Annotated in this window: 23 protein-coding genes; 13 read left to right on the top strand and 10 right to left on the bottom strand. The window is 54.7% G+C overall.

What is annotated here, in order from left to right:
- Positions 1-74: 74 nt before the first annotated feature.
- The 4 genes from NMUL_RS04810 to NMUL_RS04795 all read left to right on the top strand — a co-directional run bounded on the left by NMUL_RS04810 (position 75) and on the right by NMUL_RS04795 (position 5847).
- Complete coding sequence (locus NMUL_RS04810) at positions 75-2702, top strand: class I SAM-dependent methyltransferase (RefSeq protein ID WP_011380259.1); 2628 nt, start codon at positions 75-77, stop codon at positions 2700-2702.
- A gap of 458 nt (positions 2703-3160) precedes the next feature.
- Positions 3161-3877: a C39 family peptidase gene (locus NMUL_RS04805; protein ID WP_041352388.1), complete on the top strand. Its 717-nt coding sequence runs from the start codon at positions 3161-3163 to the stop codon at positions 3875-3877.
- Positions 3874-5112: a carboxylate-amine ligase gene (locus tag NMUL_RS04800; RefSeq protein WP_011380257.1), complete on the top strand. Its 1239-nt coding sequence runs from the start codon at positions 3874-3876 to the stop codon at positions 5110-5112. The genes NMUL_RS04805 and NMUL_RS04800 overlap by 4 nt, the downstream gene beginning before the upstream one ends.
- A 30-nt stretch (positions 5113-5142) precedes the next feature.
- Positions 5143-5847, top strand: coding sequence for an N-formylglutamate amidohydrolase (locus NMUL_RS04795; protein WP_011380256.1), 705 nt, complete (start codon positions 5143-5145; stop codon positions 5845-5847).
- A 66-nt stretch (positions 5848-5913) separates the two neighbouring features.
- Here NMUL_RS04795 and NMUL_RS04790 read toward each other — a convergent pair whose 3' ends face one another.
- The 6 genes from NMUL_RS04790 to NMUL_RS04765 all read right to left on the bottom strand — a co-directional run bounded on the left by NMUL_RS04790 (position 5914) and on the right by NMUL_RS04765 (position 11145).
- Positions 5914-7287 (bottom strand): nicotinate phosphoribosyltransferase, encoded by a 1374-nt coding sequence (locus NMUL_RS04790; protein WP_011380255.1) that lies wholly within the window; start codon positions 7285-7287, stop codon positions 5914-5916.
- Entirely contained in the window at positions 7284-7865 is a 582-nt protein-coding gene (locus NMUL_RS04785) for a nicotinamidase (RefSeq protein WP_011380254.1), read from the bottom strand. Before NMUL_RS04785 ends, NMUL_RS04790 begins: the two co-directional genes overlap by 4 nt.
- Before the next feature lie 73 nt (positions 7866-7938).
- Positions 7939-8526: an HPF/RaiA family ribosome-associated protein gene (locus NMUL_RS04780; protein ID WP_011380253.1), complete on the bottom strand. Its 588-nt coding sequence runs from the start codon at positions 8524-8526 to the stop codon at positions 7939-7941.
- 87 nt (positions 8527-8613) lie between these two features.
- Positions 8614-9087 carry a universal stress protein gene (locus NMUL_RS04775; protein WP_011380252.1) on the bottom strand — a complete coding sequence of 158 codons (474 nt, stop codon included), beginning with the start codon at positions 9085-9087 and terminating at the stop codon, positions 8614-8616.
- 99 nt (positions 9088-9186) lie between these two features.
- Positions 9187-10614: an RtcB family protein gene (locus tag NMUL_RS04770; protein WP_011380251.1), complete on the bottom strand. Its 1428-nt coding sequence runs from the start codon at positions 10612-10614 to the stop codon at positions 9187-9189.
- Positions 10615-10653: 39 nt separating this feature from the next.
- Positions 10654-11145 carry an archease gene (locus NMUL_RS04765; protein ID WP_011380250.1) on the bottom strand — a complete coding sequence of 164 codons (492 nt, stop codon included), beginning with the start codon at positions 11143-11145 and terminating at the stop codon, positions 10654-10656.
- Positions 11146-11391: 246 nt separating this feature from the next.
- Between NMUL_RS04765 and polX the strand changes: the two genes are divergently transcribed.
- Complete coding sequence (gene polX / locus NMUL_RS04760; RefSeq protein ID WP_238529865.1) at positions 11392-13194, top strand: DNA polymerase/3'-5' exonuclease PolX; 1803 nt, start codon at positions 11392-11394, stop codon at positions 13192-13194.
- A gap of 43 nt (positions 13195-13237) precedes the next feature.
- Complete coding sequence (locus tag NMUL_RS04755) at positions 13238-13864, top strand: phosphoribosyltransferase (RefSeq protein ID WP_041352842.1); 627 nt, start codon at positions 13238-13240, stop codon at positions 13862-13864.
- A gap of 77 nt (positions 13865-13941) precedes the next feature.
- Here NMUL_RS04755 and NMUL_RS16485 read toward each other — a convergent pair whose 3' ends face one another.
- Together NMUL_RS16485 and NMUL_RS04750 are read right to left on the bottom strand one after the other, a co-directional pair.
- The gene (locus tag NMUL_RS16485; protein WP_256326864.1) at positions 13942-14064 is read right to left on the bottom strand and encodes a hypothetical protein; all 123 of its coding nucleotides are present in this window, start codon (positions 14062-14064) and stop codon (positions 13942-13944) included.
- 41 nt (positions 14065-14105) lie between these two features.
- Positions 14106-15347, bottom strand: coding sequence for an MFS transporter (locus tag NMUL_RS04750; protein WP_011380247.1), 1242 nt, complete (start codon positions 15345-15347; stop codon positions 14106-14108).
- A gap of 693 nt (positions 15348-16040) precedes the next feature.
- Between NMUL_RS04750 and NMUL_RS04745 the strand changes: the two genes are divergently transcribed.
- The 6 genes from NMUL_RS04745 to NMUL_RS04720 all read left to right on the top strand — a co-directional run bounded on the left by NMUL_RS04745 (position 16041) and on the right by NMUL_RS04720 (position 24243).
- The gene (locus NMUL_RS04745; RefSeq protein WP_011380246.1) at positions 16041-17540 is read left to right on the top strand and encodes an OprO/OprP family phosphate-selective porin; all 1500 of its coding nucleotides are present in this window, start codon (positions 16041-16043) and stop codon (positions 17538-17540) included.
- 186 nt (positions 17541-17726) lie between these two features.
- A complete protein-coding gene (locus NMUL_RS04740) occupies positions 17727-18725 on the top strand; it encodes a PstS family phosphate ABC transporter substrate-binding protein (protein ID WP_011380245.1) in 999 nt (332 codons plus the stop codon).
- 375 nt (positions 18726-19100) lie between these two features.
- Entirely contained in the window at positions 19101-19601 is a 501-nt protein-coding gene (locus NMUL_RS04735; protein WP_011380244.1) for a hypothetical protein, read from the top strand.
- Between the two features lie 171 nt (positions 19602-19772).
- Entirely contained in the window at positions 19773-20519 is a 747-nt protein-coding gene (locus tag NMUL_RS04730) for an ABC transporter ATP-binding protein (protein ID WP_011380243.1), read from the top strand.
- The gene (locus NMUL_RS04725) at positions 20516-23083 is read left to right on the top strand and encodes an FtsX-like permease family protein (protein WP_011380242.1); all 2568 of its coding nucleotides are present in this window, start codon (positions 20516-20518) and stop codon (positions 23081-23083) included. Before NMUL_RS04730 ends, NMUL_RS04725 begins: the two co-directional genes overlap by 4 nt.
- Positions 23083-24243 carry a lipocalin-like domain-containing protein gene (locus NMUL_RS04720; protein ID WP_011380241.1) on the top strand — a complete coding sequence of 387 codons (1161 nt, stop codon included), beginning with the start codon at positions 23083-23085 and terminating at the stop codon, positions 24241-24243. Before NMUL_RS04725 ends, NMUL_RS04720 begins: the two co-directional genes overlap by 1 nt.
- A 45-nt stretch (positions 24244-24288) precedes the next feature.
- Here the strand turns inward: NMUL_RS04720 and djlA are convergent, their stop codons facing one another.
- On the bottom strand, positions 24289-25062 hold the full coding sequence (gene djlA, locus NMUL_RS04715) for a co-chaperone DjlA (RefSeq protein ID WP_011380240.1): 774 nt from the start codon (positions 25060-25062) through the stop codon (positions 24289-24291).
- A gap of 262 nt (positions 25063-25324) precedes the next feature.
- On the opposite strand from djlA, the gene NMUL_RS04710 reads away from it, so the two are divergent.
- Positions 25325-26050, top strand: a complete 726-nt coding sequence (locus tag NMUL_RS04710; RefSeq protein ID WP_011380239.1) for a glutathione S-transferase N-terminal domain-containing protein — start codon at positions 25325-25327, stop codon at positions 26048-26050.
- Between the two features lie 104 nt (positions 26051-26154).
- Here the strand turns inward: NMUL_RS04710 and NMUL_RS04705 are convergent, their stop codons facing one another.
- Positions 26155-26484: a hypothetical protein gene (locus NMUL_RS04705; protein WP_011380238.1), complete on the bottom strand. Its 330-nt coding sequence runs from the start codon at positions 26482-26484 to the stop codon at positions 26155-26157.
- Between the last annotated feature and the right edge of the window lie 233 nt (positions 26485-26717).

Here is a 26717-nt window from a genome sequence, read left to right as displayed (position 1 = left end):
TTCGTTGCTCTTGTTCGCGCCGCTTCGGGGCAGGGACAGGATGCTAAAGCTTGACTGGCTTAAAACTTGAAAGCATGAAAAAGATTGGACGGAATGAACCATGCCCGTGTGGAAGCGGAAAGAAATACAAGCACTGCTGCGAAAGGAACGCGGAAGCGAACCCGGCAGCCTCACTCGCCGACACGTCTCCGCGACAATCCATCCTGCAGTACCTTCAAGCCGCTGTCGAGCATCACAAGAGGGGAAATTTGTCCCAAGCGGAAGCAATTTATCAACACATACTTCAGCTTGATCCGAATCATCCCGATGCACTGCATTTCCTGGGCCTCCTGGCTCGGGATGCAGGCAGGATCGATATCGGTATCGAACTCATCAAGAGAGCCTTGAGGTTCAAGCCCAACTACGTGGAGGCACATAACAACCTTGGTAACACGCTCAGACAACAAGGAAAATTGAATGATGCAATCGCCTCTTACCGGACTGCCGTGAAACTTGAGCCTCGTTTTGCCGAGGCCTATGGCAATCTTGGAAACGCCCTCAGGGAGCAAGGCAGGCTGGATGACGCGATGATCAATTATCGAAAGGCTCTCGGCATCCAGCCTCAGCTTGCGGAGATGCACTGTAATATCGGCATCGTCCATAGAGAGCAGGGGGATCTCGAAAATGCCGTATCAAGCTTCCGCAAGGCACTCCTGTTAAAGCCGGATTCTGCAGAGGCATTCAACAATCTGGGAAATGTCCTCGTGGAACAAGGTAAATTTGAAGAGGCAGTATCAAGTTTTGGAAAGGCCATCCTGTACAAGCCGCAGTTTCCGGAGGCATTCAACAATCTGGGAAACGCGCTGCGTGAGCTGGGGAGATTGGATGAAGCAGCAGTTGCTTATGGCCGGGCTATTGAGCTGAACCCTGGATATGCGCGGGCCTATAGCAATCGTGCATATGTGCTGTGGCAACAGCATAAGGCTGACAATGCCGTAATCGATTACTGGGATGCACTTGAACTTTGCGATGACTCCGATATAAAGAGGAATTTTACAGATTGCATCGCGAATTTTTACTGCGATCATGACATACCTCGCCTTCATTCTCTCCTTGTTCGAGCCATATCCGAAACATGGGGCCAGCCAGACGATTTTGGAAACCCCGCTGTTTCGCTGATCAAGAGAGACTGTGCCATACGTGGGCATCTCGACGGGATGAAGACAGCGCAGGCTGGCGGGATGTCGTGCCAGAAGCTTTTTGATAAATCTGAATCAAGCAAAGCCGGCTTTGCTGCAGTGTTCAATAATGAGCTGCTGCGGGCTTTGATGGAAAATACTCCTGTTTGCGATGTTGAACTTGAACAGTTTTTGACCTCGCTGCGCTATTGCCTTCTGCAAATAGCCATAGCCGAAGAAAATGGGGCCGGCAAGGTACGAGGAGATGGCCGGGAGTGGCAGGAGGAAGGGGATTTATTTTGGTGCGCACTGGCGCGGCAATGCTTCATCAACGAATATGTTTTCGCATATTCGGCAGAGGAATATGAGCAGGCGCTGAAGTTGAAGGAACAAGTCACCGCCGCACTGCAAGCCAACGGAACCATCCACCCGCTATCGCTTGCAGCGGCGGCTGCTTATTTTCCGCTCCGTTCGTTGCCATTTGCTGAACGACTTCTCGACCATTCCTGGCCTGACCCGATAGCAGCACTGCTCTTGCAACAGGTGCAAGAGCCGCTGAAGGAAGAGCGGAATCTGTCCCACCTTCCTTCCCTGACAGCCATCGTAGACGATACTTCATGCCGTGTGCGTAATCAGTATGAAGAGAATCCTTATCCGAGATGGATCAAGGTTCCGTTACGGCCCGGTAGCGAATTAGTGGACCGCTACCTGAGTAGCCGCTTCCCTTATGCGCGATTTGAATCGTCTGCCAGTCGTGGACATCGGAATGAAAGTGTCAAAGACGCGATCGAGGTTCTGGTCGCGGGATGCGGAACCGGCCGGCATGCCATTGCCGCCGCGCAGCGATTCAAGAATGCGAATGTTCTTGCTGTCGATCTTAGTTCAAGATCGCTCTGTTATGCCAAAAGGAAGACTGATGAGTTGTGCGTACGGAATATCGAATACGCGCAGGCAGACATCCTGAACCTCGATTCTGAGAGCATAGCGGCGAGAGGTAGCAAACTCTTCGACGTGATCGAAGCAGTTGGCGTTCTACACCATCTTTCCGACCCTCTCCTCGGGTGGCGTAAGCTGCTTTCCTTGCTCCGGCCTGGCGGCTTCATGCGTATCGGCCTGTATAGCGAGTACGCACGGTCGCACCTGGCTTTTGCCCAACGTTTTATTGCTCAAAGAGGATACAAGCCCATTGCCGAAGACATCAGGACGTGTCGCCAGGAGATGATGTCGCCAGAAAATGGAGACACATTTCGTCAGGTTTTATCCGCACGGGATTTCTATACTTTGAGCGAGTGTCGCGACATGCTATTCCATGTCCAGGAGCATCGTTATACTCTTCCCCACATCAAGGAAGATCTTCGGGAGCTTGGTTTGATATTCCTCGGATTTTCGATTGGGCAAAGCACGGTTAATCAGTATCGGCGGCGCTTTCCGGAGGATGTTCCTCAAACCGATCTCGACCGCTGGCACATATTCGAAACCGAGAACCCTGACACGTTCAATACCATGTATCTGTTCTGGGTCCAGAAGGAGGCGGCAGCCGCCTGACTGATAGGCAAGCGAGGTTCTCGGAAGAAGTGGCAAGGCAAAATGGCTGAAGGCCATCTTCTTATTATCGGCTCTGCCGTCTGTTCCGGTTATCTCGCTGGCGTCTGGCTTGCCTAAAAGACTAGGCGCGGAGAGATTGAGATCGGCGCCAGATTGGTGCCTTCTGCCAGGGTAGGTCCCCTGACTGGAAACCGAGGTTTCGACAAATCTGCGCTGAAAAGCGTTCGATTCTTCGACTGCCATCCTCTCACCATTCCTCTCCCCCAGTAGAGAGAGCATTTGATGAGCATGCTCCACGAACTGGATTTCTTCCAGCGCATCACCTAACCTTTATAGAGGGACTTCGAACAAGGCCGGCCCGGGAACAGCCCCATGGCGGATCCCCATGCTCCTATGTTCCCCATGTTCTTTAGCTACAGCGAAGCTGTCATGACATGTGCCTCTGCCGCCCATTTGCCATGCTCAGAACAACACTGCGCTTACCCGTCAAAACACTGCCGCAACCCGATGAAACGACATGTGGTCCAACGTGCCTGCATGCCATCTACAGCTATCTCGGCAAGGCGGAACTGCTGGACACCATCATTGACCGCACCCACAAGCTTGAAAACGGTGGAGGAACCTTTGCCGTTTTTTTAGGTTGCGATGCGTTGCGAAACGGTTTCCATGCCACCATCTATACGTACAACCTGATGGTTTTCGATCCAACCTGGTTCACATCAGGGATGGATATCGCGGAACGCCTGCAACGGCAACGCGAGATCAAGTCGGACTCGAGATTGCGACGGGCCACGGAGGGTTATTTGGAGTTTCTGCGTTTAGGCGGACGATTACGTCTCACAGACCTCTCGCAATCCCTCATCCACGGCCTTTTACGTCGCGGCCTGCCTGTCCTGACTGGCCTGAGCTCCACTTTCCTTTACCGCGCTCCCCGGGAATACGGGCCAAATGACATACCGGATGATGTGCGTGGTTTTCCAGCCGGGCATTTTGTCGTACTCACCGGTTATGACCGCGAGAAGCGTACAGTTCTTGTCGCCGATCCATACGGCCCGGCCCAGGAGTACTGGAGCAACATCGACCGGGTATTGTGCTCCGTGCTGCTGGGCATCGTGACGCATGATGCCAATCTGCTCGTCATCCGAACACGAGACGAGCCGGATAAGGCAACATGACTGCGGCATTGCCGGCCTTTACAGGTTATGGCATCGAACTGGAGTACATGATTGTCGACCGGAATACGCTCGCGATTGTTCCTATTGCCGACGAGTTGCTGCGAAAGCTTACCGGCGCGTTTGCATCCGAGGCCGGGAACGGCCAGTTGGGATGGTCGAACGAGCTGGTGCTGCATCTGCTCGAACTGAAAAACATCGACCCGCAACCGGACATTTCCTCCCTGTCTGTCGCGTTTCAAGGCGAAATCCGGCGGATCAGCAAGGTGCTCGAATCGATGAATGCACGGCTCATGCCGACCGGCATGCACCCCTGGATGAATCCCCGCACGGAGACCCGCCTTTGGCCGCACGAGCAGGCGGAAATCTATCTGGCCTATGACCATATCTTCGATTGCAGAAGACATGGCTGGGCCAACCTGCAAAGCATGCACCTGAACATGCCTTTCGCAAACGACGATGAATTTGCGCGGCTTCACGCCGCGGTGCGGCTGCTGCTGCCCATTCTTCCAGCAGTAGCGGCAAGCTCCCCGATCGCCGAAGGCAGCTATTCTGGTTGCCTGGATTTCCGGATGGCAAATTACTGCGAGCACCAGCTGAAGGTACCCTCGACCATCGGCCGGGTAATCCCGGAAACAGTCTCCAGTGCCGCCGCCTATGAAGAAAAGATTCTGGCGCCGATGTACCGCGAAATTGCAGCACTCGATCCGGAAGAAATGCTACAGCATGAGTGGCTCAATGCGCGCGGGGAAATTCCCCGCTTTGACCGTAACGCTATCGAGATCCGCGTAATCGATACCCAGGAATGCTCGAGTGCTGACTTTGCCATCGCCGCTGCTGCGATCAATATCGTGCATGCGCTCTATAGCGAAGCTTACGCGTCGCTGGTCGCGCAGCAATCCATCGCCACGGAAGCATTGGTCAGGATCATGCATGCCTGCATCCGTGACGCAGAGCAAGCCGTAATCGATAATGTGGCATACCTTCGCCTGATGGGTTTTCCGGGTACGGATTGCACGGCTGGCGTTCTGTGGCGACATCTTGTCGAGTCTGAGATGCCAGTCGAATCCAGGCAAGGAAAAAGCTGCCGAGAAGCGCTGCAAACCATTTTAAGAGAGGGCTCGCTTGCGCGCCGCATCCTGAATGCGATCGGTTCCGACTTCAGCAGGAGACGGTTGGAGACGGTCTACCGCGAGCTGTGCGATTGTCTGGACGAAAATCGCATGTTTCTGAAATGAATTGAACGAGTTGCATATGACTTCAACAGAATGCCGACGAATATTCATTTTTTAATCAGTTGTGAACATGGGGGTAACCGCATGCCACCGCGCTACCGTCCGCTGTTCGAAGGCTACGAGCATTTGTTGCACAGCCACCGGGGCTATGACAGCGGCGCTTTGGGCTTGGCTAAAAAACTTGCCATGGCACTGCACTCGCCATTGTTCGCCGCTACAACAAGCCGTCTGCTGATCGACCTCAACCGCTCGATCGGTCACCCCCGCCTTTATTCGGAAGCGACGCGCAACACATCTGCCGCCGTCCGCCAGGAGATTCTGAAGAACCACTACTTGCCTTATCGCACTTGGGTGGAAGCGAACATCGCGGATGCCATTCGCTCCGGCCTGAGGGTAATCCACATCTCCTCACACAGCTTCACTCCCGAATTGAAGGGGGAAGTTCGCAATACCGATATCGGACTGCTTTATGATCCCTCACGCCATCTTGAGCAAGAACTGTGCACCCGCTGGCGAGTGTGCCTTGCCGCCCACATGCCCGATTTAAGGGTACGCCGCAACTATCCCTACACCGGATCGGCAAACGGTTTCCCCACCTACCTGCGCCGCCGATTTCCTGTCAATGCTTACGTCGGCATCGAACTGGAGGTCAACCAGAAGCATATTCTCAAGGGCGGCTGGCGGTGGCGTGCGTTACGCAGCCTGCTGGCGGGCACCCTCAACGAGGCAGTTGCATGAGCCGTCCCTACTCCTCCGAAGGTATCCTCGAGCGCGGCAGGATACGAAGGTCAGGTCAACACCCGCTCAGACGCAAAGGTTCCGGGTAGAGGTAATGAGGCCGCACTCGTCATCCACCTGTTTTGCCAGAGCCTGCAGCGAGGGGGAGATTTCGACCGGGTAAGCGGATGCCGTTTCAAGCGATCGGAGGGGTTCCGGCAGGCGGGCATAGTTCGCCACTGTTCGCCGGCGGATGGCCTCCAGCTTCCCATTCCCGTCGATCCCTTCAATGCGCCGCCCATTCCGCATCACAGGGACAATTAAAGGCTCGCCCTCATGCGAATCATCCTTTTCCAGTGCAATAACATCGCGCATCGCTTGGCCATTCGGGTCATATTTGCGATACACCTGCTTCCGACCCGGCCATGTCGCTTTTCCCTCGGAGCGTTTGCGGCGGGCCTTGCCGGCGTACTCCTGCAGCTTATAGGCGCAATCCAGCGCCGGAGCGTCGCTCGACACGTCTAATGCAGTACCCACGCCAAAGCCGTCAATGGGAGCGCCGGATGAAATCAGTTCATGCACCCGATTTTCGTTCAGATTACCGCTGGCAAAGATGCGGGTTTTTTCGAGTCTCCCCTCGTCGAGTATCCGGCGCACGCGCCGGGCATGCATTCCCAAGTCGCCGCTGTCCAGCCGGACGCCACTTACCTCGATGCCCTCCGGTGCAAGTTTGCGGGCCAGGGCGACGACCTTGATGGCAGCCGCCTCGGTGTCGTAGGTATCGATCAGCAGCGTCGAGTTTTTCGGATGGCAACGCACAAGATGTTCGAAAGCGGCAGTCTCGTCTGTATGGGCCTGAATGTAGGAATGAGCAACGGTGCCGAACGAAGGCATGCCATATATTGCCGCCGCAAGTACTGTTGATGTGCCGGAAAAACCGGCAAGATAACTTGCCCGGGCGGCAAGCAACGCGGCTTCCGCTCCATGTGCCCGGCGCATGCCGAAATCCACCAGGAGTTTGCCGGGCGCAACCAGCACTGAGCGTGCTGCCTTTGAGGCGATCAGGGTTTCGAAATGCAGCAGGTTGATGATACGCGATTCAACGAACTGGGCTTGCGGCAGCGGCGCCGTGATCCGAAGGATGGGCTCATCCGGAAAAAAAAGCGTCCCTTCCGGCATTGCATCCACATCGCCGGTAAACCGGAATTGTTCAAGGTAATTTACAAGAGCAGGTCCAAACCGGGCCTTGAGCCATGTCAACTCCCCCGCTGAAAAATGCAGGTTCTCAAGGAATTCCAGCGCCTGTTCCAGACCCGCCGCCACCAGAAAATTCCGGGTCGGGGGAAGCTTGCGGAAAAACAGCTCGAAAACCGCAGTTTCCTGCATTCCCTGCTGAAGGTAGCTCTCCAGCATGGTCAACTGGTAATGGTCGGTCAGTAGCGGGCTGGAGAGTGGGTTCACGCAGGGACAATGGTTTCGAAATCGATGAGTTTTGCGCCCAGATGGGCCATTTCCTCTAGGGCGGCGCTGGTTGCGTCGGCATCCAGCCCCCGTACTGCATCCTTGAGAACAAAGATGTCATACCCCTGGTTCAAGGCATCCCGTACGGTACTGAGAACGCAATGATCCGTAGCCAGGCCACCGATGAAAACACGGGAAATTCCTGCGGATTTCAGCATGGCATCCAGTTCTGTTTCCGAAAAACCGGAATAAGCATCTTTCTCCCTGGAGGTGGCCTTGGAAATGATATGCGTGTCGCAGGGGATTTCAAGATTCGCCGGAAATGCCGCGCCCTGCGTGCCGGCAATACAGTGCGCGGGCCAAGGCCCTCCTTGCTGATGAAAGGAGCAGTGATCAGGCGGATGCCAGTCGCGAGTAGCGAAAATAGGTAATTCGCGAAAAAGAAAAGCTGCGATATACCGGTTAAGGTTTGGGATGACCTCATCTCCCGCCGGTACAGGAAGGCTTCCGCCGGGCAGAAAGTCGTTTTGCACATCCACTATGATAAGGGCATCACCGGTGCCTATGTCCATTTTCATGGCAATCTCCTATCCCCTTTGCCGCTTTGCTCCCTGCACTTTACATTCTTCGGTTGAGTGCGCCGGACTTAGTCTAATCCGCCGAACCTGTCAAGCGCGGCTCTGCTTCTTCGGGTTCTTCTACCTGACGCTTGCCTGTACTGACGCGCTTTGCCTGAAAACCTTCACTGCCGATATCTTCGAGGAACTGCACCTCGCTTCCTTCTTCCAATTGCTCAAAGTTATTGTTGGCAAGATTTTCGCGATGAAAGTACAACTCCTGTCCACTCGAAGTTTCGACGAAACCATAGCCTTCCTCCGGCATCAGCCGTACCACCTTTCCATGCAGGACGGGAGCATGCGCCTTGACTTCACCGCGCTGGCGCCGTCCGTAGTCTTCGAGCTGACGCTTTGCGGCGTCGAATGCATCGCGCAGCGCAACGTACACATCCTCGTTCGGTTCACGGGTCACCACAAGCTCCTTTCCCGGCACTGTGATGTCCAGCCGCACATTGAACAGGTTGCCCTGGTGTTTGTGTTTGTGAGGAACCTCGACGACTATCCTGCACCCCATGATCTGGGGATAAAAAGTCTCGAGCTTTTCCGCTTTTTGCCGAATATGGCTTTCCAGTGCGTCAGAATGGGGAATATCGCGTGTGGTGATCTGAAGTTGCAATTTCATGACTTATGTCCTCTCGATGATAGAATCATACTGCACCAGGCTTAGGATAAGCCTGAAAGACCGGAGCCTCCGCCAGAACTGCCAGGACTATGTCGCGCGCTCCTTTTCACGCAACTGGCTTTTGTCGCCGCGGATGAGCAGCACGGGAATATGTGCCATGCGCACCATCCCTTCCGCGACGCTCCCGAACAGGACGCGACTGAAACCGGAACGCCCATGTGTGCCAATTACGATCAACTCGGCCGACCAGCGCCTTGCTTCTTCGAGTATTACGCCGGCAATGCGCTCGCCACCCGCTTCCAGTAATTTCACTTCGACTGCAACCCCTGCCTGTTGCATCAATGTTTGCGCCTCCGCCAATATCTTCCTGGCGGTTCTCTCCAGGGATTCCTTCATTTCATCGTAATTGATGTAGCTGTTGGCATCCATCAAATGAATATCAGCCATGACATATACCAGTTCCACCTGGCTGCTGTGCTGCTTTGCAAGTTTCGAGACTTCCTGGAGTGCAAGAGTGGAGGTCGCGCTGCCGTCTATTGGAACCAGGATACGTTGATACATGTCACTCCCTTGAAAAAAGTTTTTATATTGCCGAGGAATCCCCGGTCAAGTCCATCGCGTCTGGCAGGAATTTGTTCACCCTTCCTTAATCCTCAACCCTTAACCCTTAACGCAGACTTTGGGTCGGAGAAACGCGACGCGCCGGGCGAGCCCGGCTTCTTCCGTGGCCTCCGCCACCAGATCGACATCCTTATAGGCGCCCGGGGCTTCTTCCGCCACACCTCGCATGGAGCGGGTATGGATCAGAATACCTTGTTGCGCCAACTCGTCCACCAGCGCACGTCCTTTCCATCGCGCGAGTGCCTGGTGCCGGCTCATGGCCCGGCCTGCACCGTGGCTTGAAGAAGCGAAGGCGGGATTTTCGCTGTCACCAACGAGAATGTAGGAGCCTGTTCCCATGCTTCCACCGATAACGACGGGTTGTCCTACCTGGCGGTAGCGTTCCGGCAGCATGGGGTGGCCCGGGCCGAATGCGCGTGTAGCGCCCTTGCGGTGCACATACAGCAACCTCGATTCACCGTCGATCTGATGGGTTTCGGCCTTGCAGGTATTGTGCGAAACATCAAACAAGGTTTCAAGCTCGGCCTGGGGATAAATTTCCGTAAATACGGAGCGCGTAAGATGCGTCAGGATTTGCCGGTTGGCAAGCGCGCAATTGATCGCAGCATTCATCGCGCCGATATATTGCTGGCCTTCGGGGGATTTGACAGGCGCGCAAGCGAGTTCACGATCGGGTAAATGAATGCCCGAGCGGCTGGCTGCTTTTGCCAATAGCACCAGATAATCGGTACCGATCTGGTGCCCCAGCCCACGCGAACCGCAATGTATCGAAATCAGGATTTGTCCTTCATGCAGGCCAAGCGCCAGCGCGACGCCAGGATCGAAGATGCGGTCCACCACCTGTACTTCCAGGTAATGATTGCCTGAGCCGAGCGTGCCCATCTCGCCGCGCTGGCGCTTTTTGGCAAGTTCGGATACGTTTTCCGGGATCGCTCCTGCTACCCGCCCCTGTTCTTCAACATAATCCAGATCTGCTGGAGTGCCGTAGCCTTGCTGTACCGCCCAGTGTGCACCGCCGTGCATCACCTGGTCGAGCTGCTCCGGGTTCAGCTTGATCTCGCCCTCCTCGCCCACTCCAGCAGGGATAGCGCGGAACAAGGCTTTTCCGAGCTGGGGAAAATGCTCTACCGCATCCTCCAGATTCAGATTGCTGCGCAGACAGCGTATGCCGCACGAAATATCGAAGCCGACCCCGCCTGCGGAAATCACCCCCCCCTGCTCAGCATCGAAAGCAGCAACACCCCCTATGGGAAAACCATATCCCCAATGCGCATCCGGCATGGTCATTGCCGCTCCAACCAGCCCCGGCAGGGAAGCAACGTTGGCGATCTGCTCGAGTACCTTGTCGTCCATGCTGACGAGCAAGGGCGCGCTGCCATACAGGAGGACCTGCGCGCGTTCTTCGCCCGGTGCGCGCGGCAATGTCCACAGGCAGGGTTGCAGTTGACGTAGGCGCTCCAGATTCATGTCACCTCCTGCCGTTCCTATCGTTCAATTTATATGATCTCACACATCCACTATGCACCGCACTTCCCACATTGCTCCGGTTTGTTTGACAGAAAGCATGGTCAGCGTCGCACCTTTGACTTCTACTCCACGCTCCATTACTTCGCGCCATTTTTCACCGAGAGCTTCGGTGGACCACACGTTTTCCCGGCGCTGCACATGGAAGCGGCTGAAAACCATGCCGAGTTCACGCGCCTTTCCCAGCAACAGATTCAACCATGTCACCAGCGCCAGTTCGTGATCTGATTCTTCGAACTCTATCTTGACCGAAGTCTGCGGCTGCACCTTATCCAGGGGCGTGACTATGCCGAACACTGCTTGAGCGGCTGTCTCGAATGCCTGCTCCAGCGTATCGCCACGTCCGATGATGCCGATGTCCGCATCATGCTCGAAGTAGGATGAAGTCTGGCTTGGCATGCACACATTATCCTTTGATCCATCACTCAGTCTAACCCGGGCGGCCTCTCCAGAATTTCCCCTTTGCTTTTCCATTGGCCCTCCTGTCTGCGCTCTCCCGCTTGCTTTTTATCGCCTTAAAACGGCGCTAAAACCGGAGTGCACACTACAAGCTATAGGAGAACCGCCTTGCCGTGTCAAGGGTAACCGGATGCGCCTGAATCCTTGCTGCCCGCCGAGCCTGCATGTCTCCATGAATATACTAAACTGACCTTGTGAATCCTCGACCAGCAACTTTCCCCGCAAAATCAGCAAAGTGCTTGTGGACGGAAGCAAACGGGAATGCGCATGCCCAGCCATAATGCCGATATCGCCGCTGTCTTCGAAGAGATTGCCAATCTGCTCGAGATCGAAGGCGCAAACCCTTTTCGGATACGCGCCTACCGTAACGCAGTCCAGGCAATAGGCGCCCTTTCCACCGAAGCGTACGTGCTGCTCGAAAACAAGGAAGACCTGACGGAGCTTCCCGGCATAGGGCGCGATCTTGCAGGCAAGATCGAAGAAATTATTGCCACCGGCCATTGCGCCTTGCTGGATCGGCTGCAAACCGAGCTTCCCCCCGCGGTTACAGAGCTTCTGAAAGTGCCCGGCCTCGGGCCGAAGCGGGTCCGGCATCTTTATCACGACCTGGATGTCCAGACTGTCGAGCAGCTCTACGGCGCGGCGCGTGAGGGACGCATTCGTGCACTATCTGGTTTTGGCGAGAAAACCGAGCTCAACATCCTCCAGGCGATCGAGGCGCATACCGATCAGAAAGGGCGTTTCAAGCTGGCGGTGGCGGCGCAATACGCCGAGCCGCTGCGCGCGTTTCTGGCAGACGTTCCCGGAGTCAAGGAAGCAATCGTCGCCGGCAGCTACCGGCGCATGCGCGAAACGGTTGGGGATCTCGATATCGTTGTCACAGCCGCATCGGGCAGTCCTGTCATGGAGCGCTTCACCGGGTACGAGGAGGTTGCAGAAATACTTGCTGCCGGAAGCACTCGCGCCAGCGTGGTCCTGAAATGCGGCTTGCAGGTGGACCTGCGCGTGGTTGCGGACGAAAGCTACGGCGCTGCCCTGCACTATTTTACCGGATCAAAAGCCCATAATGTTGCGGTACGGTATATCGCCCAGAAAAAAGGGTTGAAAGTCAACGAATACGGCGTGTTCCGGGGTAAAAACCGCATCGCGGGCGAGACCGAGGAATCGGTCTATCGTGCCGCCGGACTATCCTTTATTCCACCCGAGTTGCGCGAGAACAGGGGTGAAATAGACGTGGCACGAACCCGGAAATTGCCACGCCTAGTCGAGCTGTGCGACTTGCGGGGGGATCTGCATACTCACACAAAAGCTACGGACGGTCATAACACCTTGCGCGAAATGGCACTGGCCGGCAAATCGCATGGCCTGGAATACATTGCCGTCACGGATCATTCACGCGGACTGAGAGTCACCCGCGGCCTCGATCCTCTCCGGCTGAAGCGCCAGTGCGATGAGATCGACGCGCTGAATGAAGAACTGGAAGGAATTACCCTGCTCAAGGGAATCGAGGTGGACATTCTGGAGGATGGCACCCTGGATCTGCCGGATCACGTTCTGGCGCAACTCGATCTGGTCGTAGGGGCAGTCCACAGCAAGTTCGAGCTTCCGCGGGCGAGGCAGACCGAGCGGATACTGCGCGCAATGGAACATCCCCATTTCACCGTTCTTGCGCATCCCAACGGTCGCCTCATCCCGCAGCGCCCGCCTTATGATATCGATATGCCCCGCATTATCCGTGAAGCAGGACGCCGCGGATGCTTCCTCGAACTCAATGCCCAGCCCGAGCGGCTGGATTTGTTCGATATCTACTGCCAGATGGCCAAGGAGGAAGGGGTGCTGGTCAGCATCAATTCCGACGCCCACAGCACTTTTGATTTCGCGAACCTGCGCTTTGGTATCGGTCAGGCAAGGCGGGGCTGGCTGGAAAAACAGGATGTGCTCAACACCCGCTCTCTCGAGGAATTACGAATACTCATTGCCCGCACGATGCAGCGCCCCAACACCTGCGGCCCGTACAAACGGCAAACCAAGCCTCAAATCCGGTCAGGTAAAAATGTCCGGTAAAAAATTCACCTATACTGAAAATAAACACGTGATCGGGGGCAGCATGTATTTTGAAAATCGCGCGGCAGCAGCCAGGAAGCTTGCGGAAGCGCTTTCAGAATATCGCGGTAAAAATCCGCTGGTCCTGGCTATTCCCAGAGGCGCAGTGCCCATGGCCAAAATTATTGCCGATGAACTGGAAGGTGAACTGGACGTGGTGCTGGTGCGTAAAGTACGGGCGCCAGGCAATCCCGAATTCGCGATTGGGTCCGTCGACGAAACCGGATGGGTTTATCTTACGAGTCACGCCCGTGATGTGGGCGCGGATGAGAACTACATCAAAGACGAAGTTTCCGCACAACTGGAAACGATACGGCAGCGCCGCGCTCAATATACCCCGGTACGGCCGTCCATCGATCCCGCCGGACGGATAGTGATCGTAGTCGATGATGGGCTGGCTACCGGTTCAACCATGATAGCCGCATTGCATGCACTCCGGGCGAAGAAACCGGAGGAATTGATCTGCGCGGTACCCGTGGCACCGCCCGATACGGTGGAAAAAGTGCGCAACAATGCTGACCGCGTAGTATGTCTTTCCAGTCCCATCAACTTCTACGCTGTAGCGCAGTTTTACATGGATTTTCCGCAGATAACGGATGAAGAGGTTATCGCCATCCTTGCAGTTGCCTGACCCTTCTCCCGGTACTGGCAGTTTCCAGGAAAATACGCGGTTGAGATGAAAATGGCTGACAAGCCCATCGACTATCTCTATCTCTGGGAGGCCATCATGTGGGCAAATTCGAACCCCGCGCTCGCCGCCGTCAATACCAATATACCCTTGGCGGCTTCGAATGCTGCCACCCATCGAAGGTTGGTGCGTTTGTATCTCATATTTTCAAGAATTAATGCAGACTTTTCGTTTATTTCAATTCTCACTCCAACGGAACATTCAGGTGCCTGAAGGATATTAGCAAGGCCAAATCATAGACCATCTTCAAAGCTCCACAAGCAATCAGCGGCGCGCTCAGCAGTCCGCTGGCCAGCAAGGCACCGGTCAAGGTCGGACTCGCGATCGAAGCAAGGCTGCGGGACACGGCAGTGAAGCTTGCAGCGGCAACGCGCTCTGCCGGGGTGACCACAGCCATTACGTAAGCAGTACGTGTCGGCACATCCATCTGCGATAATGCGCTGCGTACAAACAGCAGGGCGAGCGCGGCCTCGAGATCTGGGGCAATTGCAGCAAAAATGAGACACATGCTAGCAGGAATGTGAGTGAAGACCATGGTGTTTAGCAGCCCGATCTTACGTGCGATGACCGGTGCAGCAAGCTGGGATCCGGCCGATAAGAGTCCGGCGCAGAAGAAGAATGTTCCGGCCTGTCCGAGCGACAGTCCAAACCGCTCAAAGAGCCAGAGCGTCAGCAGGGAATTCCCCAACAGCCCCCCGGCAAACGCGTCAATGCTGAATAACATGGCAAGCTTGAACACAATGCTGAGTGAGGGGCCCAACGGCTGCGGTAGTGGAGCCGCCTCGACCTCGACCGTCGGCAGAGTTCGATACAGCAGCCAGACTACCCCGCCGAGCAGGCCATACAGCAAGAACATTATGCGCAGGCAATCAATTAATGAAAGACCGGACCATGGCACAAGCCAGGAGGGGATGGCAGCAGCTAAAGCCCCAATAGCAGTGCTCAGGGAGCCAATAAGCGAATAACGGGCGAACAGCGCGGTCCGTGCATTGCCGCGAGCTGCTTGTGCCAGGTGGGCATGCTCCAGTGGCAAAAACATGCTTACATCGCCCGAACCAGGATTAAGCGTTCCTACGAATGCGACAACAAACAGTGGCCAAAACGACGAGATGCTCGCAAGGCCAAGGCCGGTAACTGCCATTAACAAGGCGGCGGATAGCAGCAGTCGACGAACTGTCCATCTGTAGCCAACCATACCAATCCCAAGAATCGCCAAAGCTGAACCGGCTAACGTTGCCGTAGTTAAAAAGCCTACGTCCAGTTGGTCAAATCCCAACGCCAGTAGATAAGCGGGCAAAAGCACAGCAACATAGCCATCGCCAAAAGCGCGCAATGCGCGGGCTGCCAGTAACGGGAAAGCGGTTTCAGCTGCCTCCGCAGGGATAAGTAAACGGGCAAGTATCCTGCGCCCCGGGCCCGCTTTCACTGACTTGTTCCTCCATCTGCGATCCATCTACAAGGTGATGCCGGTTTTGTTATATCCGGGCGCCAGCGTGTACATCTAATTTTCCACGAGTTTTTTGTCGGAGCCCCTAAAAATGCTGTAACAGGCCGGCAGAATGGTGTGCGACCCGAATCTCATCAGTATGGAGTGAACCATGTGTGAATACGCAGTGTATATCAGGGTCAAAGAGGGCTATATCGAGCGCATGAATAGCATCATTTCGAACTTGCCTTACGATCCGCGAAAAAAGGCTCTTTATCCCCTACGTGCACGAAGAAGAATTTGTCGGTTTCCCTGAACCGTAGTGCTCTGGAAAAACAGTATAAGGCCTACCCTAGGCATAGCACCCATTAACCCTCATTCTCGCTTTGAGAAGGAGCGGACTGCCTCCAGTAAGGTGGAGGGCCCTGAAGTAAGCTCCTCAGGTTTTTTCTTGAAACTCCTAAGTATAAGTAGCCCTGCCCGCGCAGCAAAAGTAAAAGCCAGTCTGCCGCTCGTCCTACGTCACGATCATGGTGAAAACATTCAGGCATTCCCACCGGTCATCATGGCTCAACCCTACCTTTTGTCATAAAACAGTTACAAAAGGGTAATAAGTCAGTCATTTCTCTCTCGTATTCTTGCCCCGGTTTTTCGTAAACATGAGCAATAAGGACTAAAACTGGGAGCACAGCTTTGAAATATTTGAAACTTATGTTGGCAGCGGTCGCTGTCATGGGAGCAGGCACATCATCCGGGGCTTTTGCGATTGATCTTTATGTTGATACCAAAACCAAGCATATATTTGCAGAGCCTGGACCTGACCGAGAACCCCTGGGTACCTATGAAAGAGTCCAAGGTACTCCATCAACAAACGCATTGCCTGCACCGGAGGTAGAGAGAGCTGGTCAGCCAGCGTCCGGCGACAGAAATGCGAGAATAAAAGAAAAAGCGGAACGTGCGCAGCTCGTTGGCAAGGTTGAGTCCCTTGAGGAACGTTTCAAGGAAAGCGAAAAGCAACTGAAGCTGGATAAAAACGGCTTGCAATTTGAAACAGCAGACAAGAACTTCAAGTTCAAGATCGGTGGCCGGATTCATACGGATTACACGCACAGTAGTAATGATCATTTTTTTAGAGGCGGGGTTCCGGTTCAAGCCAATGATGGCGCAGAGCTGCGCCGGGGGCGACTGGAGTTTGCAGGCACTTTCTTTAAAGATTGGGATTTCAAGAGTCAGGTCGACTTCGCTGATAACCAAGTCGGCGTCAAGGACATGTTTATCTCATATAGAGGGCTGGATTTCGCAAAGATCAACGTCGGCCATCAGAAACAGGCTTTCAGCCGCGAGCTGCAGGAAAGCTCCAACGATCTCATGTTTATGGAAAGATCGTTAATGAATGTGCTCAATGCACCCCTCGTAGACCGCGCTATCGGTGTAAACCTGTCAAGTAGAGGTAAGAACTGGACCGGACAGGTCGGTCTTTTTGGGGAGTCAATCGACGCTAATAACGACAGTCTGGATGAAAGTTGGGGAACCAATTCGCGCATCACTTTTGCACCCCTTGACGAAAAGACAAGGATTGTCCATTTGGGTGTGGCAGGAAATTATCGCAGACCGAGTGGCAGCGGCCAGCTATTTGGCCCCTCAAATGGCGTGAGATTCAGGCACGAAACCTCCCATATAACCAACCTCTTTCCGATTGATTCGGGTGCCTTGGGAAATGTCGAGGACGTCAAGATGCTGGGGCTGGAGGCCAGCGGCGTCTATGGACCGTTGAGCGCGGGAGGTGAGTATACCCATAGCTGGATTGGTCGTAGAAACGGCCTGGATTCACTGAGCTTCCATGGATGGTACGGAGAAGCTGCGTGGACGCTTACGGGAGAATCGCGCCAGTACAAAGAAGGAAAGTTTCACAGAGTGGAACCAACCCGGAACTTCAGCTTTTCCAAGGGTGGATGGGGCGCATGGGAACTGGCAGCACGTATCGCCGGGGTAGATCTGAACGACGGCGCTTTCAGGGCAGGCGAGATGAAAAACTTTACTGCTGCCCTGAACTGGTACGTGAACAGCAATCTTCGCTTCATGTTTAATTACGACAGGATATTGGAAATCAAGGATTCACCGCTCGTGACCGCAAGCGGGGGCAAGCCGGATGACCTGAATACTTTCATGTTCCGCAGTCAAATAGCCTTCTGATTCCGGTTCGCTTGAGGAAGTGGGTGAAATACAGACAGCGGCTTAACAAAGAATGCAAAGAATGGCCAAATGAACTCAGGAAAGCTTGGAGCTTCTTAAGCTTGCTCCGCCTCCCGTTTTGATCGAGCCATTCATGTCATAACAAGCCTGCAAAAGGAAATAATAAAACCTCTTTAGGAGAACAAGATGCTGAAATTGCTGCGTATTGAGATAGTAGTAGTGGTATTGGGCGCACTGCTTGGTGCTGTCAGTCCTGTGTATGCTGAGCCGGTTATAAAAATTGACGGTTCCAGCACTGTTTTCCCCATTACCGAAGCGGTGGCTGAAGATTTTCAAATAGCCAAGAAGGGTGCCGCTAAAGTCACAGTTGGTATTTCAGGCACGGGAGGAGGCTTCAAGAAATTTTGCCGCGGTGAGATAGACATCGCTAATGCTTCGCGTCCTATCCTGAAAAAAGAAATGGACGCATGTAAAGCTGCCGGGGTGCAATACGTTGAAATGCCAGTAGCGTACGATGCATTGACGGTCGTGGCAAACCCTAGAAATGATTGGGTTAAAGTCATTACCGTTGCAGATTTGAAGAAGATTTGGGAACCCGACGCCCAAGGGAAAATAACCAGTTGGAAGCAGATAAACCCGGCATGGCCGGATGAACCGATAAAACTTTACGGCCCGGGAGCAGATTCCGGCACCTTTGATTACTTTACGGAAGCCATTGTTGGAAAGGCCAAGTCGAGTCGGGGGGATTTCACCGCTTCCGAAGACGACAACGTGCTGGTACAGGGGGTAGCAAGCGATAAAAACGCACTCGGGTATTTTGGCTTTGCTTACTACAACGAAAATCAGAAAAAGCTTAGGGCGCTCGCTGTTGATGGAGGCAAAGGCGGTATTATCCCATCGGTTGAAACGGTGGAGGATGGAAGCTACCAACCATTGTCTCGCCCCATTTTCATTTACATCAGCATCAAGGCGACGGAAAAACCCGAGGTGAGGGAATTTATTGAATTCTATATGAAAAATGCATCGCCTCTGGTAAAGGAAGTCAAATACTTTCCGCTGCCGGCTCAAGCTTACACCACTAACCTGGAACACCTGAACAAGAAGAAGCTTGGCACAGTTTTTAACGGCCAGCCGGAGGTGGGAGTTCAGATCGAAGAATTGCTCAAGCGTGAGGCCAGTCTTTGACCTGCTGATTCTTTCTTGACAATATTTTCCATTCAAGAAGAAAAGGGCTGTCCTAACGCGAGCAAAAGGATAGCCCGTCAAACCAACAATAGCCCGAGCGAACTAGCCGGCGAGACGTCCTTCTCAATAAATCCGACAGGCAGGTGCTTCATCCGCCCAAGATCAGCAGCACCTCATTACGGCGACAGGCAATCCAGAATAAGGTCGAATTGACTTTTTCATACTGAAACCTAAACTGAAAAAACAATCATCAATAATCGAATCGCTGTCGTATACACCTGCCTGCAGCTTGCGGCAGCAGATGAAAGGCAAATGAAAGGAAAGACCGAGTTATAGCTATTCGTAACCCCAGCAAAACCTTCAGAGTACAAGACCATGATACGTTATCCAGTAGATGTTGACACCCGGGTCAGCCCCAACCTCTCGCTGCTTATCGACAGCCGGGTCAACGATCCGGATGCGGAGCAGCCTGTTACGCTTGTCACGGTTCGGACTTTCATCGCCGGTCTGCTGCCTTCTGCATTGGATGAGGTTGAGCGACTGCACCATTTCGACATGGACGCCTCACTCCTTGACGAACTCGATGTATTGATCGAGGAATATGGAGGAGATGCACTGGCCATTGATTTTGTGAGAAGCGATGCGAGCGAGGCGCTTACACGGGCAATAGAAGCCGTAGTCGATGACGAAAATCGTGAAAATCCCCCCACGCTCGGCACAGTGCGAGAGGCCATCACCGGTGGCCTGACTGCAAAACTGGTTGGCGACGGTGTTCTGGAGGATGACGAAGACGACACCTTGCTTGCGGAGATCGATGCGCTGATCAGGCGTCATGGCGTTGATGCGCTGGCGGAAGAATTTATCCGTTACGAATAGACGTTCCCTCCCCCTACCCGCTACAAACAGGTCGGACACCATTAAAGATCCGGGGCGGTCCATGTCCTCCATATTCTCGCTCCGAGGTTCTTTCGGGCAAACAAAAGGTTACAATAACAGTTCTTGAATAGCATGGACGCGCCGTCCGCCCACGGCGTGGAGGAGCAGCTCTTGGAAAAATCTTCGACACGACGACAGGACGCGCTTGACCTGAAGCCGGCGATACTGGAGTTACGTCATATCGGCAAAGCCTACTCCAGTGCGGGGGATGGACGACAGGTGTTGACGGATTTGTCCTATACCTTGAGGGCGGGGGAATATGTGGCGATCATGGGAGAGTCCGGTGTCGGGAAATCCACGCTGCTGAATCTGATCGCCGGCCTGGATGTGCCCGATACAGGCGAGATACTGATTGACGGCATTACCCTGTCATCACTGGACGATGACGCCGCTACCCGCTTGCGGCGCAGGGAATTCGGCTTCATTTTCCAGGCATTTCACATCCTGCCGCACCTGACCCTGAGCCAGAACATAGCCCTGCCCCTGCTTCTGAATGGCATTCCTGCCGCAGGTACGGAACACATGCTGGATGCGGTCGGCTTGACTGGGCGGGGCCATCATTTTCCCCGTCACCTGTCGGGGGGAGAATTACAGCGCGTCGCGATCGCCCGCGCCCTGATACATCGGCCGAAATTGATTCTCGCCGATGAACCCACAGGCAACCTGGACCCGGATACGGCGCACGATATCCTCATGCTCATGCGCCGGGAGATCAAGGCGAATGGCGCTTCCGGCATTATTGTCACCCACTCGCATGCCGCCGCGGCAACGGCAGACCGCGTTCTCGTGCTGACAAAGGATGGGCTGCATCCCTTTGTGGCGGAAAAGGCTACGGACTTGCCGAAGCAAATAAAATGAGGTGGCGCAACAGGAGCATACTCGCTCGTTGGCTGCTATCGGGGGAATGGCAGGCTCATAAGGTTCAGTCAGGCGTCGCCGTGATCGCAATCGCGCTCGGGGTGGCGCTCGGGTTTGCCATCCACCTCATCAATACTGCCGCCTTCAACGAATTTTCCGCCGCCGCGCGCAGCCTTTCCGGCGAGTCGGATCTTGAAGTGCGTGGCCCGCAGGCCACAATCGACGAATCGATTTATCCACTGCTGGCAGAGCAAGAGGATGTCGAGCTGGCAAATCCCGTACTGGAACTCGACGTTTCCCTCCCCAACCATTCTAGGGAGCGCAAAGACGCCACCCTGAAAATTCTCGGGCTGGATATTTTTCGTGCCTCGGTCATGGCGCCCGACCTGATTGGGATTCCGGCAGAAGACAAGCTGTTCGATGTCCTCGCGGATGACGCCATTTTCCTCTCTCCTGCCGCCATGGAATGGCTGGGGGTAAAGCAAGGCGACATCCTGAACCTGAGTGTAGGCACCCAGACAGTCGCACTGCGGGTTGCCGGGGGATTGCGCAGGGCGCGGGCGGGACAGCGCATTGGCGTAATGGATATTGCCACGGCGCAATGGCGGTTTCATCGTCTCGGCCAGTTATCGCGCGTCGAGTTGAAACTGCTTCCCGGCACTGATAAAGCTGCATTCAAGGCGCAACTCGAGCAGGAACTGGAGCCCCAGAACCAATACCTCGTTGCCGAACCCACCACCGGGGAAACCCGGGTGGCAAACATGTCGCGTGCCTATCGGGTAAACCTGAACGTGCTTGCGATGGTAGCGCTGTTTACCGGCACCTTTCTGGTATTCTCCACCCAGGCGCTATCCATTGTCCGGCGAAGACACCAGTTCGCCCTGTTGCGGGTGCTCGGCGTTACGCGCAAACAAATGCTGGGACAGGTTTTATGGGAGGGCGCCATTCTTGGCTTCATCGGGTCGCTGCTCGGCCTTGCTCTCGGATATGCTACAGCCACCAGCGCGCTGCATTATTTTGGCGGAGACCTCGGAGGGGGGTTTTTCCCTGGAATAAAACCCGTCATGCATTTTGACCCCGTGGCAGCAATGGTCTTTTTCATTCTGGGGGTGGGCATTACCTTGCTTGGCAGTGCCGCTCCTGCCTGGGAAGCAGCCACGGCTCTTCCAGCGCCCGCATTGAAATCCGGCAGCGAAGATACGGCCCTTGCCAGGCTGGGGAATCCGTGGCCGGGATTGCTTTTCCTTGCTTCGGGCATCCTCTTTACCCGATTGCCGCCGATTTTCGATTTACCGATTTTCGGTTATCTTGCCGTAGCGCAACTGCTGACGGGCGGCATTATTCTCATGCCACCCCTTTCTGCACTCATTTTCACTGTCGTATTCCGTATGGCGCAGCACGCGGGCCGTGCGAGGCCGGTGCTGACTACGGCACTGGCGCGGCTCGCCAATGCCCCCAATCAAGCCGCGATCGCGCTTGGCGGCATATTGGCAAGCTTTACCCTGATGGTCGCCATGGCGATCATGGTTGCAAGTTTTCGCGTATCGGTCGATGACTGGTTGAGGCATATCCTGCCTGCCGATCTGTATGTCGAAACCGCAGCGAGCGGAGATACGCGGGGCCTAACCCCGGATGAGATGAAAGCACTGGCGGAAACGCCGGGTCTCGTGCGAGTGGACTTTTTCCGCTCCTCCAAGCTGATGCTCGATCCTAGCCGGCCCAATATCACGCTGATCGCGCGTCCCATCGATATATCCGAGCCCGGCAATACGTTGCCGCTGACAGGCGAATCGATTCCGGTCGCCCAGCTTCCGAAAGGTGCAATTCCGATCTGGGTTTCCGAACCCATGGTGGATTTATACGGTTATACGCTTGGCAAGCACGTCACGCTACCCATCGCTATTCCCGCACGCACGTTTATCGTGACAGGAGTATGGCGTGACTATGGGCGGCAATTCGGCGCGATACAGATGCGCTTGGCGGATTATCAGGCCCTGACGGATGATCGGCTCGTGAATGATGCCGCCCTTTGGCTGGAGCAAGGGGTGGCGCCGGAACAGGTAATCGAGTCGATGAGGCAGCTCCCGTTTGGCAATGCGCTGAAGTTTTCCGATCCGGGTCAGATACGCGCGCTGAGCCTGAATATTTTTGACCGCAGCTTTGCCGTAACCTATCTGCTTGAAGGTGTGGCAATAATCATTGGCCTGCTCGGTGTTGCGGCCAGCTTCTCGGCGCAGGCCCTGGGGCGCATCAAAGAATTTGGAATGCTGCGCCACATCGGCATGACACGGCGCCAGATACTTGGCATGCTGGCAATAGAAGGAGGTCTGCTGACAGCGCTCGGCGTTGTGCTCGGCTTTGTGCTTGGAGGATGTATCAGCCTGATCCTGGTTTTTATCGTGAACCCCCAATCGTTCCACTGGACCATGCAATTGAGTCTCCCCTGGGAGAGTCTCTTGAGCGTGGCGCTGACACTGATGTTTCTGGCTGCATTCACGGCAGTGGCATCGGGGCGCCACGCCGTTTCGGGCAATGCAGTACGCGCCGTAAGGGAGGACTGGTAATGCGAGTCGTAAAGCGTAATCCCGGATATTTCACCCGTTCCCGCAAACAAAGGTGGCACGATGCCGGATTCAAACGGCTGACTGGAACCGCTTTCCTTGTTGCAGCTTTGTTCCTTGCTTTCTTTACCACCGGTCGTGTTCTGGCAGAACGGCCACAACTCTCACCGGTAGTTCGAAACGTGCCCCTTGTGTTCCCACGGGATTTCGGGGCGCATCCTGGTTTCAGAAATGAGTGGTGGTATGTAACCGGCTGGCTGGAAACACCCGAAAAAGAACCGCTTGGCTTCCAGATCACCTTTTTCCGTGTGGCGACCGAACACGATCGCGCCAACCCCAGCCGCTTTGCCCCCAGAGACCTCATCATTGCCCACGCCGCCTTGTCTGATCCGGCAGCGGGTAAACTCCTGCATGACCAGAAAAGTGCACGGGATGGTTTTGGTCTGGCATATACCACAGAGGACAACACGAACGTCAAACTGGGCGATTGGTTTATGGTGCGGGAGGAAAACGGGCGCTACCAGACACGCATAAAAGCAGACCATTTCCGGCTCGATTTTTCGCTGACGCCCACGCAATCCCCCATGCTGCAAGATCTCAACGGTTTTTCCAGGAAGGGGCCGCACCCGGAGCAGGCCAGCTATTACTACAGTGAGCCTCACCTGCAGGTAAGTGGGAAAGTAACGCGCGATGGCGAGGAAATCACCGTGAAGGGCATCGCGTGGCTCGACCACGAGTGGTCTACTGCCTACCTCGATCCGAAAGCGGTAGGATGGGATTGGGTTGGCGCCAATCTTGACGATGGGTCAGCCCTGATGGCGTTTCAGATCCGCGGCAAGGACGGCAGCAAGGTCTGGGCGTATGCCGGGATCCGGAAGCCGTCGGGGCAGTTCACGCGCTTTGAACCGGATCAGGTAAGCTTTGAACCGCAACGCACCTGGCATTCAACACGCACCAACACCACCTATCCAGTCAAAATACGAATCCGGACCGGCACTACCGGCTGGATCCTCACACCCCTGATGGACGACCAGGAACTTGACTCGCGGCAATCCACCGGCGCCGTCTATTGGGAAGGCGCGGTGACCGTTACCCGCGATGGCGAACCTGCGGGGCGCGGCTACCTCGAACTGACCGGTTACGTGGAGCCGCTGAATCTCTAAGCATTCAAAACAGGTTCGCCAGGGAGCAACGGGTTCAGGGCATTCCTACATATTCCGGCTCTTCCTGATCAAGTCATAGGCAGCCTGCACTTCCTGGGATTTTGCGGTGGCCATTGCAATCATATCTTCCGGCATGCCCTGCCCCATCAATTTATCGGGGTGGTACTGGCTCATCAGCTTGCGATAGGCGCGCTTGATTTCCTGATCGCTGCTTTCCCGGGTCACCCCCAACGCTTTATAGGCATCGTCAAGAGTGGTAGCCGAGGGTGGCTGCCCCCTTGCGAAATGCGACTGACTCAACACCATGTCCAGCAGCTGGCGGAATGCAGACGGGTCATAGCCAAGATAGCGCGCTACATCTCTTAACAAGCTTTCCTCGGCCGCGTCCATGTGCCCGTCCGCCACTGCCATGACGATAAGATAAACCAGAAGCATCTGCCCCAAGTTACGGGTATGCCCGCAAACAATCATGAACTCATTCAGCTTGGGGGCGTGATCAAACCCGGGCGCAGCGCCCTGTTTGAAAAGCCCGATCGCCACCTGTCGATGCTCCGGCGACATCCCCAGCTTCTGCATGAAGTTTTCAACATGGTTAATCTCCTCCTGGGAAATATGACCGTCTGCCTTGGCAAGTTTTCCCATGAGTATGAAAACGGTTTCGAGAAAAACCGTCTGCCGCTGTGCGCTCGTAAACGGATTGATTGCACCTGCGCCGTAAGCACGGTAACGATCGATGAAGCTGCCGGCAATGTATCCGAGAAATGCGCCAAAAATGCCGAAGAAGTAAAGGCCCAACAGGGCTAAAATTATTTTGAACAAGCGAGCTTCCTTTGAGGGACATGAAAACGGCAAAAAAGTGATTCGGTGCCGCTATCTGGGGAAAGAGCAATGATGAGTGAAATAATATCAGCAAATGCCTCTGCGCCATGCTGAACCTTTTTCCCCTGTCGAACAGTACAGTCCGTTACAGCCTGACACACAATGAGGCAACAAGACAAACCAGACAATGGAGGGACCATGCTCTGCCATCCACGAGTAATTGACGGAAAGAACCAATCATGCAAGTGACCCAGGAGGAATCATGATCGAACTGCATTCCAGTCCAACCCCGAACGGCCAGAAAGTGATGATCATGCTGGAAGAAATCGGAATCGAATGGAAACACATCGACGTCGATATCAATGTGGGGGAGCAATTCCAGCCGGAGCATCTGAAACTCAATCCCAATAACAAGATTCCGGCGATCGTGGATATGGAGGGTCCGGGGGGTAGCCCCTACACAATGATGGAATCGGGTGCGATTCTCCTTTATCTCGCGGAGAAAACAGGCAGATTCCTGCCTGTGGAGGCGCATAAGCGCTATGATACGCTGCAATGGCTGTTCTTCCAGGTGGCGCATATCGGCCCCATGTTCGGGCAGGCGAACCATTTCAATCGGCAGGCCAGAGACAACCAATACGCGCGGGACAGGTACAACAATGAGTCGCTGCGCCTCTATCGAGTGCTGGAAAACCGGCTGGGCGCATCCGCGTGGCTCGGGTGCGATGAATATTCAATCGCCGATATCGCCACCTACCCTTGGTGTAAAGGGCATGCGGAGCGCGGCGTCGGTGGAGAGGCCTTCCCGAGCTTCATGCGCTGGTTTACTGCAATGGAGGCGCGTCCCGCAGTGCAGCGCAATAATGAAATGGCAGCCGGAATTCGGGCCAGAATGGAAAAGGCGGCAAAGGATAAGCCTGTTATCAATATGTATGACACTAGGGATAATGCCGAGCGGCTTGCCCGGGCGACGTCGCACAAGCCATGAGAAAGGCAGGAGAAAGGCACGAGAAATTTATCGGGCGCTGCGCAATTTGCGGCCTGACGCTTGCCCCTTTCAGAGCAAGCAGCTCAAACAGGCCAAGCGATGGCTTACTGGCAATTTTTGTTGTTATAGATGGTCGTAAGCGCACTCCTTCTGTCACTGATCAACCGGGTTGCCTCCCCGGCATCATAATAGGTATAGGCCAGGCCCGGAAGCCAAAAAAGGGCTGCTGCAACATTGGTTCCAGTAACCCCTCTCTTTGAATCTATGTCAGCTTGTGCTTTGTCAAGCCTCGCAAATTCCCCCTTGATTGCATTGCAGGACAGGTTCGGGTCACCGGGCTGCACCACTTGTACTTTTTCCGAGGTCGCGCAACCGACCAATAAACCACTTGCGGCAACGATGACAAGCGCCGCGCTTCTCAGAGAAAACAGCATTTATTTCACTCCAATCCACCGCCAAACGTGCGTAATCGAAGCCGGGGCGGGTCCGGCCACGCGCAAAAAAATCAGGAGTCCGTGGGGGTTCAGATAAAGAAATCTTTCTACTGCCGGGAGCGGGAGGAATTATAAAGAAATAACGCTAGCTCAGCATTTGTTGCGTGATTTTCGATACATGAAACAGCAGAAGAATATTCTGTCCGGATAGTGCTTCATGCTGGGACTCTCAT

Source organism: Nitrosospira multiformis ATCC 25196 (assembly GCF_000196355.1).
Classification (GTDB): Bacteria; Pseudomonadota; Gammaproteobacteria; order Burkholderiales; family Nitrosomonadaceae; genus Nitrosospira; species Nitrosospira multiformis.
This window is presented reverse-complemented; position numbering and strand designations above follow the sequence as displayed.

Excerpts from the sequence above, each read along its gene's own strand:
- NMUL_RS04770 (WP_011380251.1), bottom strand. The coding sequence starts at position 10,614 with ATGAATCTGGAGCGCCTACGTCAACTGCAACCCTGCCTGTGGACATTG.
- polX (WP_238529865.1), top strand. The coding sequence starts at position 11,392 with ATGCGCATGCCCAGCCATAATGCCGATATCGCCGCTGTCTTCGAAGAG.
- NMUL_RS04735 (WP_011380244.1), top strand. The coding sequence starts at position 19,101 with ATGATACGTTATCCAGTAGATGTTGACACCCGGGTCAGCCCCAACCTC.
- NMUL_RS04785 (WP_011380254.1), bottom strand. The coding sequence starts at position 7,865 with ATGAAAATGGACATAGGCACCGGTGATGCCCTTATCATAGTGGATGTG.
- NMUL_RS04765 (WP_011380250.1), bottom strand. The coding sequence starts at position 11,145 with ATGGAAAAGCAAAGGGGAAATTCTGGAGAGGCCGCCCGGGTTAGACTG.
- NMUL_RS04755 (WP_041352842.1), top strand. The coding sequence starts at position 13,238 with ATGTATTTTGAAAATCGCGCGGCAGCAGCCAGGAAGCTTGCGGAAGCG.
- NMUL_RS04780 (WP_011380253.1), bottom strand. The coding sequence starts at position 8,526 with ATGAAATTGCAACTTCAGATCACCACACGCGATATTCCCCATTCTGAC.
- NMUL_RS04725 (WP_011380242.1), top strand. The coding sequence starts at position 20,516 with ATGAGGTGGCGCAACAGGAGCATACTCGCTCGTTGGCTGCTATCGGGG.
- NMUL_RS16485 (WP_256326864.1), bottom strand. The coding sequence starts at position 14,064 with ATGAGATACAAACGCACCAACCTTCGATGGGTGGCAGCATTCGAAGCC.
- NMUL_RS04720 (WP_011380241.1), top strand. The coding sequence starts at position 23,083 with ATGCGAGTCGTAAAGCGTAATCCCGGATATTTCACCCGTTCCCGCAAA.
- NMUL_RS04810 (WP_011380259.1), top strand. The coding sequence starts at position 75 with ATGAAAAAGATTGGACGGAATGAACCATGCCCGTGTGGAAGCGGAAAG.
- NMUL_RS04740 (WP_011380245.1), top strand. The coding sequence starts at position 17,727 with ATGCTGAAATTGCTGCGTATTGAGATAGTAGTAGTGGTATTGGGCGCA.
- NMUL_RS04795 (WP_011380256.1), top strand. The coding sequence starts at position 5,143 with ATGCCGACGAATATTCATTTTTTAATCAGTTGTGAACATGGGGGTAAC.
- NMUL_RS04805 (WP_041352388.1), top strand. The coding sequence starts at position 3,161 with ATGCTCAGAACAACACTGCGCTTACCCGTCAAAACACTGCCGCAACCC.
- NMUL_RS04710 (WP_011380239.1), top strand. The coding sequence starts at position 25,325 with ATGATCGAACTGCATTCCAGTCCAACCCCGAACGGCCAGAAAGTGATG.
- NMUL_RS04775 (WP_011380252.1), bottom strand. The coding sequence starts at position 9,087 with ATGTATCAACGTATCCTGGTTCCAATAGACGGCAGCGCGACCTCCACT.
- NMUL_RS04705 (WP_011380238.1), bottom strand. The coding sequence starts at position 26,484 with ATGCTGTTTTCTCTGAGAAGCGCGGCGCTTGTCATCGTTGCCGCAAGT.
- NMUL_RS04800 (WP_011380257.1), top strand. The coding sequence starts at position 3,874 with ATGACTGCGGCATTGCCGGCCTTTACAGGTTATGGCATCGAACTGGAG.